The sequence below is a fragment of the Geothrix fermentans DSM 14018 genome, assembly GCF_000428885.1.
GTDB classification, from domain to species: Bacteria; Acidobacteriota; Holophagae; order Holophagales; family Holophagaceae; genus Geothrix; species Geothrix fermentans.
Window position 1 is genome coordinate 19,176 of the sequence record NZ_AUAU01000017.1, and the last position, 14,741, is coordinate 33,916.

Sequence of the window (14,741 nt, forward strand, 5' to 3'; positions counted from 1 at the left end):
AGAATTAAGTGAGGAGGAGACCATGACCGGGCGTGTGGAACAGGCGGCAGAGCGGCTGAAGGCCCTCGGACACCCCGTCCGCCTGTCCATCCTGCGTCGCCTGGTGCAGGGCCCCGAGGCGGGGACGCCCGCCGGAGAGCTGCAGTCGCGCCTGGACATCCCGGCCTCCACCCTCAGCCATCACCTGGCCACCCTCGCCGACGCCGGCTTGGTGCTGGTGGCCCGGGAGGGCACGACGCTGCGCTACCGCGCCGACTACGGCGTGCTGCGCGCGCTGACCGAATACCTCTGGCAGGACTGCTGCGCCGGTGGCGCGGCGGACGACCCCCAACCTTCGCCCTGCTGCCGCAGGGACTGACCTTCCATCGTCCTGGGACGTGGATGCCTCCGGTGTCCCGGGAAACCTCTATCCGAAAGGCCCGACCATGGAACCCGAAACCCTCAAATCCGCCGTCCGTGACCGGTACGCGAACCTTGTCCGGGGGTTCCCTGCTGCGCAGACACCCCCGGACCCCCGCGCCGCGCCGCAGCCAAGCCGCGACACGGCTTCCTCCTCCTGCTGCGGTCCTTCTTCCTGCTGCGGGAGCGCCCAGCCTGCCGACGCCAGCCTGGACGTGGGCTACGACCCGAAGGACCTCGCCGCCGTGCCCGAAGGCGCCAACCTGGGCCTGGGCTGCGGCAACCCCGTGGCCCTGGCGGCCCTGAAGCCCGGCGAGACGGTGCTGGACCTGGGCTCCGGCGCGGGCTTCGATGCCTTCCTCGCCGCCCAGCGCGTGGGCCCCGAAGGCCGCGTCATCGGCGTGGACATGACGCCGGAGATGATCGAGCGCGCCACTGCCCTGGCCCGGAAGCACGGCTACGGGAATGTCGAGTTCCGTCAGGGCGACATCGAGGCCCTGCCCGTGGACGACGCCAGCATCGACGTGATCCTCTCCAACTGCGTGGTGAACCTCGCCCCGGACAAGGCCAAGGTCTTCCGCGAGGCTTTCCGCGTGCTCCGGCCCGGCGGGCGTCTTCACGTCTCCGATCTCGTGCTGGCCCGGCCCCTGCCCGAGGCGCTCCTGAAGGACATGGACATCTACGCCGCCTGCGTCTCCGGCGCCCTGTTGAAGGACGACTACCTGGCCGCCATCCGCGCCGCGGGCTTTGACGGCGTGACCGTGGCCTCCGAGCGGCGTTTCGGCCTCGCGGAGCTGTCGCCGGAGCTGATGGAGCTGGCGAAGCGCCGCTATCCCGGCATGAGCCCGGAGGAACTGGAGCAGCTGGCCGGCTCGGTGCTCAGCGTGACCGTCGAGGCCGCCAAGGCCACCAAGGCGGGGAAGCCCTGCTGCGCGCCGGGCTGCTGTGGGTGAGGGGGAGATGACCGTGGAATCGAAAGGGTGTGCCTGTGCGGCACCGACACCGGCCTCCGGCGGCGGTTTCTGGAAATCGGGGGGGTGGCTGCTGGCCGCCCTCCCGGCCTGGGTGGCGATGTACTGGGTGCTCAAGCCCGCCGCCGACGGGCTGGCCTTCCGGGCCCTGGGGCTCGCGCCCGGCAGCCGCCTGGGCGAGGCCGTGGCCTTCTTCGTCTACGAGGCCCCCAAGGTGCTCATGCTCCTTGGCGCCGTGGTGCTCGGCGTGAGCTTCGTGCAGACCTTCCTCAGCCCCGAGCGCACCCGCGACCTGCTGGCCCGGCGCACCGGCGCCTGGAGCAACCTGCTGGCCTCGCTGCTGGGCATCGCCACGCCCTTCTGTTCCTGCTCGGCGGTGCCCCTCTTCATCGGCTTCGTGCGGGTGGGCGTTCCCCTGGGCGCCACCTTCAGCTTCCTGGTGTCGGCGCCCATGGTGAACGAGGTGGCCCTGTTCCTGCTGTGGGGCCTCTTCGGCTGGAAGATCGCGCTCCTCTACACGGCCACGGGCGTGGCCGTGGCCTTCGTCTCGGGATGGATCCTCGGCAAGCTGCGCATGGAACGCCATCTCGAGCCCTGGGTGCTGACCGTGCCCTTCACCCCGGCCCAGGCCGGGAGCGGCCCCGCCGGGCTCCGGGAGCGGCTGGACCTGGCCCTCCAGGCCACGAAGGACATCGTGCGCAAGGTCTGGCCCTACATCCTGGCGGGCATAGCCGTGGGCGCCTTCCTCCACGGCTATGTGCCCGCGGAGCTGATGGCCCGCGTCATGGGCAGGTCCGCCTGGTGGAGCGTGCCACTGGCGGTGCTCATCGGCGTGCCCCTCTACTCCAACGCCGCCGGCATCATCCCCATCGTGCAGGTGCTGCTGGCCAAGGGCGCGGCCCTGGGCACGGCCCTGGCCTTCATGATGGCGGTCACGGGCCTGTCGCTGCCCGAGACGGTCATCCTGAGGAAGGTGCTCAAGCCCCGGCTCCTGGGTGTGTTCCTGGGCGTGGTGGCCGCGGGCATCGTGCTGGTGGGGTTCCTGTTCAATGTCCTGTTCTGAACCGCAAGAACAACCACACACGCAGAGGATGCGGAGGGAGCGGAGGGGCGCAGAGGTGGAAGATGGAATATCCTCCGCGACCCTCTGCCATCTCCTTAGCCTCTGCGAGTGTCCTTCTTCCCTGAGCGACGAGGTGATGCCATGAAGATCGAAATACTCGGCAGCGGGTGCGCCAAGTGCAAGCTGCTGGCGGAGCGGGCGGAGGAGGCCGCCAGGGGCCTGGGGGTGGACTTCACCCTCGTGAAGGTCACGGAGTACCCGGACATCGTGGCCCGGGGCGTGATGAGCACGCCGGGCTTGGTGGTGGATGGCGTGGTGAAGAGCCAGGGGCACGTGCCCACGGTGGCGGCCATCAAGGACCTGCTGCGGTAGGATTTCCCCACACCACGAGGGAACCTCATGCGCATCGGCATCCTGGGTTATGGCCGCTTCGGGCGCGCGCTGGGCGAGCTGCTCCGCGAGGCCGGCCACGGCTACCGGGCCTGGGATCCGGCCGTCGCCATCCCCGCGGAGCGCCGAGCTTCGGCCCTGGAGAACCTGGCCGGCGCGGAGATCCTGGTGCTGGCGGTGCCCGTGGCCGCCCAGGCGGCGGCCCTGGCGAGCCTCCGCCCCCACCTCCGGCCGGAGCAGCTGGTCTTCGACGTGGGCAGCGTCAAGACCGGGCCCTGCGCCCTGATGGACGCCCAGCTGGGCGCGGCCATCCCCCATGCGGGCACGCACCCGCTCTTCGGGCCTGTGAGCCTGGCCCGGGCGGAGAGGCCCCTGCGCGTGGTGCTCTGCCCCTCGGCTCCGCATCCCGCCGCCGCGGACCGCGTGCAGGCCCTCTTCGAGAGCCTGGGCTGCGAGGTGCTGCGCCAGAACCCCGAGGACCACGACCGGGTCATGGCCACCACCCACGCCCTCACCTTCTTCATCGCCAAGGGCCTGCTGGCCGTGGGCGCCGGGGCGGAGCTGCCCTTCACGCCGCCCTCCTTCCATGCCATCGCCCGCACCCTGGAGTCCGTGCGCGAGGACGCGGGGCACCTCTTCGCCGCCCTCCAGAATCAGAATCCCTTCGCCGCCGGGGCCCGAGAGGGCCTGCTGGAGGCCCTCTCCGCCATCCACCAGACCCTGGCGGAAGCCGTGGCGGAAGGCGCGGACGAGCAGCAGCTGGCCATCCCCAGCCTGGGGGAGCGGTCCCCCATCCTCCAGGAGACCCGGGACAACATCGACACCCTGGACCAGGAGTTGGTGGCCCTGCTGGCCCGCCGCACGGAGCTGGTGCTCCGCGCCGGTCGCGCCAAGGCGGAGCTGGGCCTGCCCGTGCACGATCCTGACCGGGAAGCCTCGCAGCTCCAGGCCCGCCGCGCCTGGGCCCAGGAGGCCCACCTGGATGTGCAGGGCGTGGAGGATGTCTTCCGCGCCGTGCTGCGGGCCTCGCGGGCCGCCCAGGGGCGCTAGAAGGGCAGGTCGAGCGCCTTGCAAAGGAAGGCGACCAGGGGCGAGGCGTCCCGGAGGGCCTCCATCAGCCGGCCGGGGAAGTCCGGGGCGAGGACCTCGGCATTGGTGAAGCCGGTGGAGGCGTAGAAGTCCTTGAGCTTGAGGTCCTCGGCGTGGGGATGACCGGGGTCGAAGCCCTGGGGCACCCGCTTGAGGGCCTCGCCTTCGATCTCGATCCCTGAATCACGCAGCCTCTTCCAGGCCGCCGGGCGGGCGGCGATGCTCTGGCGAACCTTGAGCAGGGACTCGGGTTCCGGGTGCCACAGGCCGCCCCCCGCGAAGCATCCGCCGGGCTCGAAGTGGAGGTAGAAGCCGGGCCCGTGCACGCCCCCCGCCGCCGCGGACCGGTGGCGGAAGTTCACGCCCAGGTGGGTCTTGTAGGGGGACTTGTCGCGGCTGAAGCGGGTGTCGCGGTAGATGCGGAAGAGCGAGCCGCCCGAGGGCCGCGGATCGGCCTCCACATGCTTGCTGATGGAAGCCAGCGGCCCGCTGCAGGCGGCGATCAGCCGCAGCACCGGGTCCCGGGCCTCCGCCTCGTACCGCGCCTTGTTCCCCAGGAACCACTCGCGCTCGTTGTGGCCCTTCAGGTCCTTCAGGAAACGGAAGAGGCCGGGGCCCAGCGGGTTCTCGAACAGCACATCGGACGTCCTGGATGCCACGGCGCCTCCCCTTGGATGCTCGTCTGGTACGGCGGAAGAAAGAAAACCACCAAGACACCAAGACACCAAGAAAAGAAAGCCGTTCTTGGTGTCTTGGTGCCTTGGTGGTGAATCAGTGGGTTCTTTCTACTTTCCGAACCGCTTGGAGACCTCGCTCCACTTGATGTCCTCCATGAACGCGTCGAGGTACTTGGGGCGGGCGGTGCCGTAATCCACCATGTACGCGTGCTCCCAGGAGTCCAGCACCACGAGCAGGTCCTGCTCGATGGGCAGGCCCAGGTGGTGCTCGGCGAAGAAGTAGGTGTGGAGCTTGTTGTCGCGGCGGTTGCGGGTGAGCACGGCCCAGCCGGGACCGCACAGGGCGGCGGCCTTGAGGTCGGCGAGCACCTTCTCCTTGCCGCCGACGGCGTCGAGGGCGGCCTTGAGGCCGGCGCTGATGTCGCTGTCGGCGCCCAGGTTCTCGAAGTAGAGCTCATGCAGGAAGGAGCCGTTGAAGGCCACGGCCTCGCGGCGCTTCAGCTCGCTGTACTCGTTGAAGGAGTAGTTGGACTTGGTGTTGTCGGCCGCCGCCAGCTTCTCCTCGATCTCGTTCAGCTTGGTGATGTAGCCCTTGTAGAGGCCGAAGTGCTGGTCCAGCTGGGAATCGCTGAGCCCCTTCAGGGCGCCGCCCTTCAGGTGGTCGTAGTTCTTCGCGGTGTATGCCATGGCATCTCCTTGGCTGCGCGCTGCGCGGATGAATAGTTTACTGAAAATGTCGGAAATTGGATGAAACAGGCACAATGTTCAGGTGCGGGTCCGGTATCAGACGCGGTGGCCGGGCTCGGCCCGGACGCCGCGTGGGGGTGCACGAGGGGGGACAGGGGCCCCGGATCCGCGAGCACAGGCGAGCGGGAACGCGCTCCAGCGGAGCGTGCGATAACCGGGGAGGACGCGAAGCGTCCGGGCGGTCCCCCCTCGTTTGGATCAACCCAGCATCTCCCGCAGGAACCACGCCTCTTTCTGGTGGACCTGCACGAAGCGGGTGAGCAGGTCGGCGGTGCCGGGGTCGTCGGCCTCGTTGGCCAGCTCGATGCCCTCGTGCATGAGGGCGATGACGGTCTCCTCGTTGGCCAGGGCCTCCTTGAGCATGGCTTCGGGATCCAGGCGGGTGGAGGGATTGGAGATGGCCGCCTTGGTCTGGGCCTCGATCTGGGCGGGGGCGTGGAGGGGCACGCCGCCCAGCATGCGCATCCGCTCCGCCAGCTCGTCCACGGTGCCGTCCGCGGCGGTGTAGAGGTCCTCGAAGCGCAGGTGGTAGTCGCGGAAGTGGGGACCGGTGACGGTCCAGTGGTAGCGCTTGGCGTTCAGGGCCAGCACGAAGGCAGTGGCCAGCTCGGCGTTCAGGTGGTCGATGACGGTGCGGTTCATGGTCTCTCCTAGGAAGGCCAGGAGGTCCAGGCGGCTGGCGCGGGCCAGCGGCCGGGGAGTCCGGCGTGGTTGGAGACGAGGGCGACCACGGTACGGCCGTCCGGAATCAGGTAGCGCAGGGCCAGCACGGAGGGCAGGCGATCCTCTGGTCCCGCGGCACCGCGGTCCACGGAGGGCGCGACGAGGGATCCGTCCGCCAGCTCCAGGGAGAGCTGGTCCGGGAAGGTGTGCAGGGCCGCCAGGCGGCGGTCCCGCACCTCGTCGGGGAAGCCCAGCATGAGGGTGGCGGCGACGCTGGAACCGCCGGCCTCGCGCCGGGGCGCCAGCACGGAGAAGGAGGCGCGGGCCTCGGCCAGGTCCTCCGCCGGGGCGGAGTCCAGGGTCATGCCCTCGGCCCAGAGGGTCTCGGCCACCTGGTCCTCCACGCTCTCCGCCGTCTCCGGCTGGAAGCTGATGCCCTCCGCCAGTTCCATGCGCAGCGCGGCCTGGCGGGCCAGGAAGGCCTGCCGCGCCTGGAAGCGGGCGCGCTCCGCAGCGGGATCGAAGAAGAGGGCCAGGGAATCAGACATGCTGGGCGATGTCCGCGGCGGGCTGGGCGAAGGCGGGCTTGGCGCCGGCCTGCAGCTTGGTGAGGGCCTCCTGGAAGCGGCCGGCGTGGAAGCGCTCCACCTTGGCCAGGGTCTCGAACCAGGCGGCGAGCTCCGGGTAGCCCTCTTCCTTGGCCACGCGGGTGAACTCGGGATACATGTCCGTGTATTCGTAGGTCTCGCCGGCCACGGCGGACTTCAGGTTGGTGAGGGTGTCGCCCAGGGGCAGGCCCGTGGCGGGGTCGCCGGCCTTCTCCGCCAGGAACATGAGGTGCCTCAGGGCGTGGCCCGTCTCGCCATCGGCGCTGTGCTTGAAGAGGTCGGCCACCTCCTTCAGGCCTTCCTTCTCGGCCACCTGGGCCATCCAGGTGTAGCGGCGGTTCGCCTGGCTCTCGCCCGCGAAGGCCGCCTTGAGGTTCTGGTGGGTCTTGGAGTCGGTGAAGGACATGGGATCTCCTCTTGGGCCGCGATCGGCGGCATCAAGGTAGAGCCATCCTCATGCCAAATCAATAAGTCAAATCATTGAATAAATTCTGTAAAATCCAAGACCCCCGGCCCCACGCAAATCCCGACCGGTCGAGACCGGAATCCGCGACATGTCGAGAGGCCCCGATTCAGGGGGCCTTGGGAAGGGCGGCCTGGATCTGGGAGGCGTCCAGGCTGAGGGCGCGTCCGAAGCCCAGCACCAAGCGTCCGGCCGTGGGCCGGAGGAGGAAGAAGGAGAAGTCCCCCAGGGCCAGGGTCATCTCCGCTTGCGGAAATCGGGCCAGGTAGACCTCGGCCGCCTCGTCGTGGCGGTGGGTCTCCACGGGGACCTCCTCGGCCCGCCCCTGCACGGTGACCCGGGGCAGGGCCAGCGGATCCTGGCCGGTCTCCGGCGGGGCCATGAGCATGAGGCTGATGCGGGCGTCCGCCAGCATGTCGCGGGTGTGCTGGGCCAGCCGGCTCACGTGCACCAGGAAGCCCGAACTGTCCGGCGCAGGGACCACGGGCACCATGGACACGAAGGGGGCGCCCTCCCGCAGCGTGCCCAGGGAGGCCACCGGACCGCTCAGCAGGGCGTGGAGCGCGGAGGCCGTGTTCGGATCCATGGATGCCTCCAGCGGGACGGACTCCTCCATGATCGCGCCGGAGGGAAGCCCTCTTCTTGAGACGGTCTCGCGCGGATGCGGCCGGGCCTCACTCCTGGAAGGCCGCCGCCACGATGCGTCCCACCTCGGCCAGCACGGCGTTGCGGTCCTTCAGAGGCGCGCGGGAGCCGGTGTAGTAGGCGGCCACCAGGATGGGCGCCCGGCCCGGCGGGCGCAGGATGGCCACATCGTTCACGGTGCCCCGGTCGCCGGTGCCGGTCTTGTCGCCGATGGTCCAGGTGGCGGGGAGGCCCGCCCTCAGGCGGTCCCCGCCGGTGAGGGAGCCGCGCATCCAGCCCTCCAGACGCTGGCAGGAGTCCGGCTCGAGCCCCCCGCCCAGGAGCATGGCCTTCAGGCTCTCCACCATGGCCGCGGGAGTGGTGGTGTCCCGGGGGTCGCCGGGGAGGGCCGTGTTCAGGGTGGGCTCGGTGCGGTCCAGCCGGGTCACGGGATCGCCCAGGCCCCGGGCGAAGGCCGTCACCTCCCCGGGACCGCCGAGGGCCTGGAGCAGCAGATTGGCGGCGGTGTTGTCGCTGGCTTCCACGGCAGCGGCGCAGAGCGCTTCCACGGTCATCCGCCCCTCCGCTAGGCGGGCCGCGGCGACGGGCGCGTACTCCAGCAGGTCCGACTTCGTGTAGGCGATGGGCCGGTCCAGGCGTTCCTGGCCCTTCTCCACCCGGGCCAGCACCGCCCCGGCCAGCAGGACCTTGAAGGTGCTGCACATGGGGAAGCGCTCTTCGCCGCGGTGGGCGATGCGGCGGCCCGTGCCCGTGTCCAGGGCCGCGACGCCCAGGCGCCCGCCGGCCCGGGCCTCCAGGGCCGCCAGGCGGGCCGGTGCCGAGCGTGCCGCTTGCACCGCCGGGCGCGGGGTCCGCGAGGCCGGGGGCGCGGCCTGGAGAGCCTGGACCAGCAAGACAGCGGCGCACAGGATCCGGATCATCGGGACTCCTGGAAGGCCTTCCCTTCTACCATGTCGGCGGCTCGCGCGGCGGTGCCTATTCGGGTGCCTGGCCGCCCTCGGGGTCGCCCTCGGCGGCGTCCGGGATGTCGTTGCCCTGGGCGTCCTTCTTCAGCGCCTTCTTCTGGAGCTTCTCTTCCTTCTTCTTCTGGCGGGCCAGGTCCTTCTGCCGCTTCTCGAAGTTGTAGTTGGGCTTTCTGGCCATGGCGCGTCCGATCTCAAAAAAGGTTGAAGCCTGTGCAGCCCTTTTCTCAGTCTACCGCCTCGTCCGGCGAAGTGCCTGGATCAGGTCATCCAACCGCTGGAGGAAGGTGGAGCGGTCCCGCGCCGTGAACGGGGCCGGGCCCGTGCCCAGCTCGCCCATGGCCCGCAGGTGGATCATCAGCTCGCGGCTGGCCAGGGCATCGCCGATGGACTCGGGCGAGTACACCTTGCCCTTGGCGTCCAGGGCCCGGGCGCCCTTCTCCAGGCAGCGGGCCGCCAGGGGGATGTCCGCCGTCACGGCGATGTCCGAGGCGGTGATCTGCTCCACGATCCAGTCGTCGGCGCCGTCGAACTGGCCCCGGGCCACCACCACCGATTGGAACAGCGGATTCCGGGGCACCCGCAGGGCGGAGTTGGACACCAGGAAGACCTGGAGCCCGTAGCGGGTGGCCACGCGGAACACCTCCTCCTTCACGGGGCAGGCGTCCGCATCCACGAAGATGCGGCTGGTGGTCGGTCCCTCGCTCATGCCGGAGCCCCAGCCGTGAGCAGGGCCCGGATCGCCTCCGTGACGCGGGCCGCCTGCGCCGGATCCGCCAGCCGCCCCTCCGCGTCCAGGCTTGACGCGGCCAGGGTGAGGCAGAGCGAGGCCTCCGGGACCACCTGCGCCGACATCACCTCCAGCGTGTGCGCCAGGGAGACCTGGGCCTTGGCGCCGCCCTCGGGTGAGGGCGAGGCGCTCCAGGCCGCCGCGGGCTTGCCCACGCAGGCGCCGGAGGAAACCACCCACTCCAGCAGGTTCTTCAGCACGGCGGGCATGGCGTGGATGTATTCGGGCGTGCAGATGAGCAGGGCGTCCGCCGCCTGGATGCGGCCGCGCAGGTCGGCCACGGGCTCCGGCGGAGGCTCCGTGTCCCGCTCGGGGCTGAAGTGGGGCAGGTCGTCCAGCCGCTCCCAGAACTCGAAGGAGGCCTCCGGCACCAGGCGGGCCGCCTCGCGCAGGAGCCGCGCGTTGAGGGAGCCCGGCCGCAGACTGCCCGACAGGGCGAGGATCCGCATCAGGCCTTCCCCCGCCAGACCAGCACTGCGCCCACGGCGATGGCCGCCAGGCCCGCCCAGGCAGGGATGCGCACGGTCTCCTTCTCCTTCAGGGTGAACTCCAGGGGGCCCAGCTTGGCATCGTGGCTGTCCCTGGTGTAGCTGAACTCGGGCCAGGCCAGGGCCGCGGCCCCCAGGGCGATGAGGGCCAGGCCGAGGAGGGGTTTCAGGCGCATGGCGCTCAAGCGGCCTTGTCCAGGCACCACTTCACGCCGCCCCGGGCCGCGAGGTGGAGGAACACGAAGCAGAAGATCACGGCCAGCTCGCCCTTGTTCACCGCGGGCCAGAAGGTGGCGCCGAACTGGAACTTCCAGTGGAACTGCATGTAGGCCACGGCCATCATGCCGCTGCACAGGAAGGCCGCCAGGCGGGTCTGGAAGCCCACCAGGATGGCCAGGCCGCCCAGCAGCTCGATCAGACCGCCGATCCAGATCTGGGAGCCCACGGCAGGCTGGTGCTCGGCGAGCACACCAAAGATCTTCTGCAGGCCGTGAAAGCCGAGGAGGAGGCCCGCCACGATCCGCATCAGGGCATAGGTGTGGTCCGAGTACTTCTCAAGCCAGGACATGGAACCTCCGGAAGGATGTGCGGACATTCTGCACACATCCGGCCTGGCTGTCCCGGGTTCCCCCGTCCAGCCCCGGGTCTGCCGGGGCTCACAGCCTCGGCGGAGCCGCCATCTCCTCACTGATGGAAGCGATCCAGGGGCGCACCCGCCAGCGGTGCACCAGGCCGCTCAGCACGTAGGGGTCCGCCGCCGCGAAGCGCTCCGCCACTCCGGCGGAATCGCCACGGAACAGCAGCAACGCCGTATCCACCGGCTCTGCCAGGGTTCCGGCCGCCACCAGCTCGCCCCGCGCCTGGGCCTCCCGCGCGAGAGCCATGTGCCCGTCCCGGAAGGCCGCGCGCCGCTCCACGAACTCGGCTCCCACCTCATAGACCAGAAGGAAATGCATGGCACCTCCGACAGGGGATGTCCTCCCTCAACATAAGCCGGAAATGGATGCACGCAGCTTGAAGCCTGAAATTGCTGGAACGGGAAAGGGAAAAACAGAGGGCACCGAAGGGCGCGCCTTCAGGCGCCCTTCGGTCCACTTCTTCTGCGGCTCCCGGAGATGGTCCGGATCGCCCTCACCCCTTGCCGGTCGTGCCGGTCTTGGGGGCCCGCTTGCGGCGCTCGGGCTTGCGGGCCTTGGGCTGGGCGGCGCGGTCGTAGAGGTGCTCCAGGCGCACGGCCTTGGCCGAGGTGTCCGCCGCCTTGTGGATCTCCTTGAGCACCGAGGCCACCAGGTCCAGGTCCGCCCCGTCCCCCTTCAGCAACTCCTGGAAGGCCCGGGACTTGAGCTCTTCGAGCCGCTTGGACTGCCGCTTCCCCGCCGCCCAGTTCAGCAGCTTGGAAAACAACTCGTAGCCGAGCTTCAGTTCGGGGGTGGGGAGGGACATGCCAGCAGGTTAGCCGAAGGGATGCGTCAGGGCCTGTCCACCGGGTCCCGGAACAGGCGGCCCGTGGCCGGGAGCAGCAGGTAGACGGCCTGCAGGGCGAGCACCAGCACCAGGAGGGCCAGAACCCAGGGCAGGGCGGCGGGCGGGGGCTCCACGAGGAGGTAGGCGAACATCTGGGCCTGCCCTCCGGGACCGATGCCCGCCACGGCGGTGTACAGCGCCCCGCCGGCTAGCAGGAGCTGAGCCAGCAGCGAGGCCAGGGTGAGCCCGCGCGCCCACCGGCTCCGCTGCAGCAGCCCCCACCCCAGCAGGAGGGAGCCGATGGACACATCCACCGCCGGGCGGTGCTGGAGGAAGCCCAGGGCCGTGCCCACCAGGCTGAGGGCGCCCTGGACGAGCAGGAATCCGGCCGTGAGCCTCAGGGGCCAGGGGAGCTGGAGGTTCAGGGTCATGGAGACCTGAGCGGAGGGCGGAAGGCGGGGAGGCAGAACAAGGGAGCTACGGCCAGGGCGGGGTTGGGATTACGGGTTCCGGGCCTTCCCCCGTCCGGCGGGGTCACAGCTCCAGCACGTGGTCGAGCCCCCGGCGCAGGCCCACGAAGGTGGACACCTTCCGGATGGCCAGCAGGGCGCCATCCACGTAGGGCTGGGCGCTGCTGCCGGCGTCGTGCCGGAGGGTGAGCTTCTGATCGGGCATGCCGAAGATGACCTCCGCCGAGATGGCGAACCCGGGCAGGCGGATGGAATGGACCTGCGACCCCGCCAGTCGGGCCCCCCGGGTCTCCGGCAGACCGTGGGTCTGCGCCAGGGGGACGGTCAGCTCCGAAGGCCGGACGGTCGACAGCCGGTGGGCCAGCTCGCGCACGGTGCCACTGGGGGCGTCCTTCTTGCCGTCATGGGCGTAGTCGAGGATCTCCCATTGGGGGATGTACCGGGCCGCGATCTCGGCGAACTTCTGGAGCAGCACCACGGTCAGCGCGAAGTTGCCCGCGGCCAGCACGCCGCGCTGGCAGCGCAGGGCGGCCCTGCCGATGTCCTCGTAGTCCGCGTCCGTCAGGCCCGAGGTGCCGATGACCACGTGCGCCCCGCGCTCCAAGGCCGCCAGGACATTGGCCTTGGCCACGTCCGGGTGCGCGAACTCGAAGAACACATCGCAGGGGTGCGCCAGGGCCTCCGATGCCGTGGCGTAGACCGGGCAGTCCAGCCGCGGCTCCCTCAGCGCCTCGCCCAGCATCCGCCCCGCCTGGGCACGCGACACCGCCGACACCAGGCGGATGTCCTCGGTCTGGGCGATGGCCAGCGCCAGGGCCGACCCCGCCCACCCCGTGGCCCCCGCGAGACAGGTGCGAATGGACATGGTTCCTCCGGTGGTGGATCAACCCCTGAACGGTCGGGGCGGATCCTGCTCCCAGCTGCCGCCCAGGAGGGTGGTGCGGACGGGTACGCCGGGGGTCTTCACGCCGCGGTGGGCCATGCAGGTGTGGACGGCCACGAGGTCCACGCCCCAGGCCGCGGGGCGCAGGTGGGTCTGGAGGGCGTCAGCGATCTGGCGGGCCATGCGCTCCTGCACCTGGAGGCGCCCGGCGTAGGCCTGCACCACGCGCACGAGCTTGCTGAGGCCCACGGTGCCTCCCTTCCCAGGCAGGTAGCCGATGGTGGCGTGGCCTTCGAAGGGGGCCAGGTGGTGCTCGCAGGTGCTCACGAAGGGGATGCGCTCGAGGATCACGGGCACCGGGGCCAGCTCGCCGGGCAGGGGCCTCAGCTCGGCCGCCAGGTCCACGCCGTAGCCCGCCAGCCGCTCGGCCCAGAACTCCGCCACCCGGGCGGGGGTGTCTCGCAGCTCCGGCGCGTCCGGATCCTGGCCCAGGCCCTTCAGCAGGGCGCGGACGGCCGCCTCGGAGGCGGCGCGGTCGAAAGACGGGGGAAGGGGAACGGTCATGGTCTGGTAAGTCTACGCCCCTTGCCCTCGGGCATTCCGGCGCGGTTGATGCATCGCCAAGGGGTGGAGGGCCGCCATGCTCCGCGCCCATGTCCTCGATCCGCCCCGCACGGCCCGCATCCTGGCCGCGTGGGCCGTCGCGGCCTGGCTGGCGTGGCTGTTGATGCGATGAGGCCTATCGCCTCGTGCCGTGCGTTCCACCGCACCCCGAAAAGGTGGCCGGTGGCAGGCGATCCGCCTTGTGGGACAATGGCGGATTCGGGAGAGGTCATGAGCGAAGCCAAGGTCAGCTATGCGTCCAGCGGTGTGGATATCAACCGCCAGGACGAGGCCCTGAAGCGCATCAAGCCCCATGTGAAGGCCACCAAGACTCCCGGCGTCCGCAGCGACATCGGCCTCTTCGGCGGCCTCTACAGCGCCCAGTTCCCCGAGGCCAAGCCCATCCTCGTCAGCAGCATGGACGGCGTGGGCACCAAGATGAAGGTGGCCCGGCGGGCCGGCATCTGGGACACCGTGGGCCAGGACCTGGTCAACCACTGCATCAACGACATCCTGGTGCAGGGCGCCCGGCCCCTGTTCTTCCTGGACTACATCGCCGCCCAGCGGCTGGAGCCCGAGGTCATCGAGCAGATCGTGAAGGGCATGGCCACCGCCTGCCAGCAGGCCGGCTGCGCGCTGATCGGCGGCGAGCTGGCGGAGATGCCCGGCGTCTACGCCGAGGGCGAGGTGGATGTGGCGGGCACCATCGTCGGCGTGGTGGACGAGGCCGACCTGCTGCCGCGCCTGGACGCCATGGCCGAGGGCGACCTGCTCATCGGCCTGCCCAGCTCGGGCCTGCACACCAACGGCTACTCCCTGGCCCGCAAGGTCTGCTTCGAGCTGGAGAAGCTCGAGGTGACCGACACCCTGCCCGGCACGGACCGCACGGTCGCGGGGGCCCTGCTGGCCATCCACCGCAGCTACCTGGCGCCGGTCATGCCGCTGGTGAAGGCCCACCAGCTGGTGGCCATGGCCCACATCACCGGCGGCGGCCTGACCGACAACCTCCCCCGCGTGCTGCCCAAGACGCTGGACGCCGAGATCGACACCGCCAGCTGGGAGATCCCGGTCCTGTTCCGCTTCCTCATGGAGAAGGGCGGCCTGAGTCTCGACGATGCCCGCCAGGCCCTGAACCTGGGCGTCGGCATGGTGCTGGTCGCGAAGGCCGACCAAGCGCAGGCGGTTCTCGATAGCCTCCACGAGGCCGAGGAGCCCGCCTGGGTGCTGGGCCGCCTGGTGAAGGGCGTGGGCGCGGTCCGCTACCGCTAGGGGTTCGTTCACTACCGCTGGATCGTCAATTAGTGGCCGGACCCTGGGGGGGAACGCATATTGGGGCGTTGCCCGGGTTTCCGGCCGCCCCGTGACC

23 protein-coding genes are annotated in these 14,741 nt (G+C 70.4%); 6 read left to right on the top strand and 17 right to left on the bottom strand.

What is annotated here, in order from left to right:
• Positions 1–22: 22 nt before the first annotated feature.
• From G398_RS16950 to G398_RS0107125, 5 genes are all read left to right on the top strand, one after another.
• Positions 23–358, top strand: coding sequence for an ArsR/SmtB family transcription factor (locus G398_RS16950; RefSeq protein ID WP_052571643.1), 336 nt, complete (start codon positions 23–25; stop codon positions 356–358).
• Positions 359–425: 67 nt separating this feature from the next.
• Positions 426–1,352, top strand: a complete 927-nt coding sequence (gene arsM, locus G398_RS16955) for an arsenite methyltransferase (RefSeq protein WP_052571644.1) — start codon at positions 426–428, stop codon at positions 1,350–1,352.
• A gap of 7 nt (positions 1,353–1,359) precedes the next feature.
• On the top strand, positions 1,360–2,433 hold the full coding sequence (locus G398_RS0107115) for a permease (RefSeq protein WP_026853081.1): 1,074 nt from the start codon (positions 1,360–1,362) through the stop codon (positions 2,431–2,433).
• 141 nt (positions 2,434–2,574) lie between these two features.
• On the top strand, positions 2,575–2,805 hold the full coding sequence (locus G398_RS0107120) for a thioredoxin family protein (RefSeq protein ID WP_026853082.1): 231 nt from the start codon (positions 2,575–2,577) through the stop codon (positions 2,803–2,805).
• 27 nt (positions 2,806–2,832) lie between these two features.
• Positions 2,833–3,873, top strand: a complete 1,041-nt coding sequence (locus G398_RS0107125; protein ID WP_026853083.1) for a prephenate dehydrogenase/arogenate dehydrogenase family protein — start codon at positions 2,833–2,835, stop codon at positions 3,871–3,873.
• Here the strand turns inward: G398_RS0107125 and G398_RS0107130 are convergent.
• The 17 genes from G398_RS0107130 to folE form a co-directional block, all read right to left on the bottom strand.
• Positions 3,870–4,571, bottom strand: a complete 702-nt coding sequence (locus G398_RS0107130) for a DUF2461 domain-containing protein (protein ID WP_211229058.1) — start codon at positions 4,569–4,571, stop codon at positions 3,870–3,872. The genes G398_RS0107125 and G398_RS0107130 overlap by 4 nt on opposite strands.
• A 126-nt stretch (positions 4,572–4,697) precedes the next feature.
• Positions 4,698–5,276 (bottom strand): superoxide dismutase, encoded by a 579-nt coding sequence (locus tag G398_RS0107135; RefSeq protein ID WP_026853085.1) that lies wholly within the window; start codon positions 5,274–5,276, stop codon positions 4,698–4,700.
• Positions 5,277–5,534: 258 nt separating this feature from the next.
• Positions 5,535–5,978 (bottom strand): Dps family protein, encoded by a 444-nt coding sequence (locus G398_RS0107140; protein ID WP_026853086.1) that lies wholly within the window; start codon positions 5,976–5,978, stop codon positions 5,535–5,537.
• Between the two features lie 8 nt (positions 5,979–5,986).
• Positions 5,987–6,547 carry a DUF3501 family protein gene (locus G398_RS0107145; RefSeq protein ID WP_026853087.1) on the bottom strand — a complete coding sequence of 187 codons (561 nt, stop codon included), beginning with the start codon at positions 6,545–6,547 and terminating at the stop codon, positions 5,987–5,989.
• A complete protein-coding gene (locus tag G398_RS16960; RefSeq protein ID WP_052571646.1) occupies positions 6,540–7,013 on the bottom strand; it encodes a rubrerythrin family protein in 474 nt (157 codons plus the stop codon). Before G398_RS16960 ends, G398_RS0107145 begins: the two co-directional genes overlap by 8 nt.
• 166 nt (positions 7,014–7,179) lie before the next feature.
• On the bottom strand, positions 7,180–7,656 hold the full coding sequence (locus tag G398_RS0107155) for a HugZ family pyridoxamine 5'-phosphate oxidase (protein ID WP_026853088.1): 477 nt from the start codon (positions 7,654–7,656) through the stop codon (positions 7,180–7,182).
• Positions 7,657–7,744: 88 nt separating this feature from the next.
• Positions 7,745–8,635 carry a class A beta-lactamase gene (gene bla / locus G398_RS16965; protein ID WP_043484164.1) on the bottom strand — a complete coding sequence of 297 codons (891 nt, stop codon included), beginning with the start codon at positions 8,633–8,635 and terminating at the stop codon, positions 7,745–7,747.
• 55 nt (positions 8,636–8,690) lie between these two features.
• Entirely contained in the window at positions 8,691–8,858 is a 168-nt protein-coding gene (locus G398_RS21035) for a hypothetical protein (RefSeq protein ID WP_169720628.1), read from the bottom strand.
• 51 nt (positions 8,859–8,909) lie between these two features.
• Complete coding sequence (locus tag G398_RS0107170; protein WP_026853089.1) at positions 8,910–9,386, bottom strand: YaiI/YqxD family protein; 477 nt, start codon at positions 9,384–9,386, stop codon at positions 8,910–8,912.
• Positions 9,383–9,916 (bottom strand): NADPH-dependent FMN reductase, encoded by a 534-nt coding sequence (locus G398_RS0107175; protein WP_026853090.1) that lies wholly within the window; start codon positions 9,914–9,916, stop codon positions 9,383–9,385. The genes G398_RS0107170 and G398_RS0107175 overlap by 4 nt, the downstream gene beginning before the upstream one ends.
• Positions 9,916–10,131 carry a hypothetical protein gene (locus G398_RS0107180; protein ID WP_026853091.1) on the bottom strand — a complete coding sequence of 72 codons (216 nt, stop codon included), beginning with the start codon at positions 10,129–10,131 and terminating at the stop codon, positions 9,916–9,918. The genes G398_RS0107175 and G398_RS0107180 overlap by 1 nt, the downstream gene beginning before the upstream one ends.
• A gap of 5 nt (positions 10,132–10,136) precedes the next feature.
• Positions 10,137–10,523 (bottom strand): DoxX family protein, encoded by a 387-nt coding sequence (locus G398_RS0107185; RefSeq protein ID WP_026853092.1) that lies wholly within the window; start codon positions 10,521–10,523, stop codon positions 10,137–10,139.
• 88 nt (positions 10,524–10,611) lie between these two features.
• A complete protein-coding gene (locus G398_RS0107190) occupies positions 10,612–10,911 on the bottom strand; it encodes a YciI-like protein (RefSeq protein ID WP_026853093.1) in 300 nt (99 codons plus the stop codon).
• A 175-nt stretch (positions 10,912–11,086) separates the two neighbouring features.
• Positions 11,087–11,398: a hypothetical protein gene (locus tag G398_RS0107195; RefSeq protein ID WP_026853094.1), complete on the bottom strand. Its 312-nt coding sequence runs from the start codon at positions 11,396–11,398 to the stop codon at positions 11,087–11,089.
• A 26-nt stretch (positions 11,399–11,424) separates the two neighbouring features.
• Positions 11,425–11,850 carry a hypothetical protein gene (locus G398_RS0107200; protein WP_026853095.1) on the bottom strand — a complete coding sequence of 142 codons (426 nt, stop codon included), beginning with the start codon at positions 11,848–11,850 and terminating at the stop codon, positions 11,425–11,427.
• A 103-nt stretch (positions 11,851–11,953) separates the two neighbouring features.
• On the bottom strand, positions 11,954–12,754 hold the full coding sequence (dapB, locus tag G398_RS0107205; protein WP_026853096.1) for a 4-hydroxy-tetrahydrodipicolinate reductase: 801 nt from the start codon (positions 12,752–12,754) through the stop codon (positions 11,954–11,956).
• 18 nt (positions 12,755–12,772) lie between these two features.
• Positions 12,773–13,336, bottom strand: coding sequence for a GTP cyclohydrolase I (folE, locus tag G398_RS0107210; RefSeq protein ID WP_026853097.1), 564 nt, complete (start codon positions 13,334–13,336; stop codon positions 12,773–12,775).
• Between the two features lie 270 nt (positions 13,337–13,606).
• Here folE and purM point away from each other — a divergent pair, with 270 nt between their 5' ends.
• Entirely contained in the window at positions 13,607–14,644 is a 1,038-nt protein-coding gene (purM, locus tag G398_RS0107220) for a phosphoribosylformylglycinamidine cyclo-ligase (protein ID WP_026853098.1), read from the top strand.
• The last annotated feature ends 97 nt before the right edge of the window (positions 14,645–14,741 follow it).

Coding starts and splice junctions, on each gene's coding strand:
- G398_RS16950 (WP_052571643.1), top strand. CDS start 23: ATGACCGGGCGTGTGGAACAGGCGGCAGAGCGGCTGAAGGCCCTCGGA.
- G398_RS0107185 (WP_026853092.1), bottom strand. CDS start 10,523: ATGTCCTGGCTTGAGAAGTACTCGGACCACACCTATGCCCTGATGCGG.
- G398_RS0107120 (WP_026853082.1), top strand. CDS start 2,575: ATGAAGATCGAAATACTCGGCAGCGGGTGCGCCAAGTGCAAGCTGCTG.
- folE (WP_026853097.1), bottom strand. CDS start 13,336: ATGACCGTTCCCCTTCCCCCGTCTTTCGACCGCGCCGCCTCCGAGGCG.
- G398_RS0107180 (WP_026853091.1), bottom strand. CDS start 10,131: ATGCGCCTGAAACCCCTCCTCGGCCTGGCCCTCATCGCCCTGGGGGCC.
- G398_RS16960 (WP_052571646.1), bottom strand. CDS start 7,013: ATGTCCTTCACCGACTCCAAGACCCACCAGAACCTCAAGGCGGCCTTC.
- G398_RS21035 (WP_169720628.1), bottom strand. CDS start 8,858: ATGGCCAGAAAGCCCAACTACAACTTCGAGAAGCGGCAGAAGGACCTG.
- G398_RS0107170 (WP_026853089.1), bottom strand. CDS start 9,386: ATGAGCGAGGGACCGACCACCAGCCGCATCTTCGTGGATGCGGACGCC.
- G398_RS0107135 (WP_026853085.1), bottom strand. CDS start 5,276: ATGGCATACACCGCGAAGAACTACGACCACCTGAAGGGCGGCGCCCTG.
- G398_RS0107145 (WP_026853087.1), bottom strand. CDS start 6,547: ATGTCTGATTCCCTGGCCCTCTTCTTCGATCCCGCTGCGGAGCGCGCC.
- bla (WP_043484164.1), bottom strand. CDS start 8,635: ATGATCCGGATCCTGTGCGCCGCTGTCTTGCTGGTCCAGGCTCTCCAG.
- G398_RS0107195 (WP_026853094.1), bottom strand. CDS start 11,398: ATGTCCCTCCCCACCCCCGAACTGAAGCTCGGCTACGAGTTGTTTTCC.
- dapB (WP_026853096.1), bottom strand. CDS start 12,754: ATGTCCATTCGCACCTGTCTCGCGGGGGCCACGGGGTGGGCGGGGTCG.
- G398_RS0107115 (WP_026853081.1), top strand. CDS start 1,360: ATGACCGTGGAATCGAAAGGGTGTGCCTGTGCGGCACCGACACCGGCC.
- G398_RS0107175 (WP_026853090.1), bottom strand. CDS start 9,916: ATGCGGATCCTCGCCCTGTCGGGCAGTCTGCGGCCGGGCTCCCTCAAC.
- purM (WP_026853098.1), top strand. CDS start 13,607: ATGAGCGAAGCCAAGGTCAGCTATGCGTCCAGCGGTGTGGATATCAAC.
- G398_RS0107125 (WP_026853083.1), top strand. CDS start 2,833: ATGCGCATCGGCATCCTGGGTTATGGCCGCTTCGGGCGCGCGCTGGGC.
- arsM (WP_052571644.1), top strand. CDS start 426: ATGGAACCCGAAACCCTCAAATCCGCCGTCCGTGACCGGTACGCGAAC.
- G398_RS0107200 (WP_026853095.1), bottom strand. CDS start 11,850: ATGACCCTGAACCTCCAGCTCCCCTGGCCCCTGAGGCTCACGGCCGGA.
- G398_RS0107140 (WP_026853086.1), bottom strand. CDS start 5,978: ATGAACCGCACCGTCATCGACCACCTGAACGCCGAGCTGGCCACTGCC.
- G398_RS0107155 (WP_026853088.1), bottom strand. CDS start 7,656: ATGGATCCGAACACGGCCTCCGCGCTCCACGCCCTGCTGAGCGGTCCG.
- G398_RS0107190 (WP_026853093.1), bottom strand. CDS start 10,911: ATGCATTTCCTTCTGGTCTATGAGGTGGGAGCCGAGTTCGTGGAGCGG.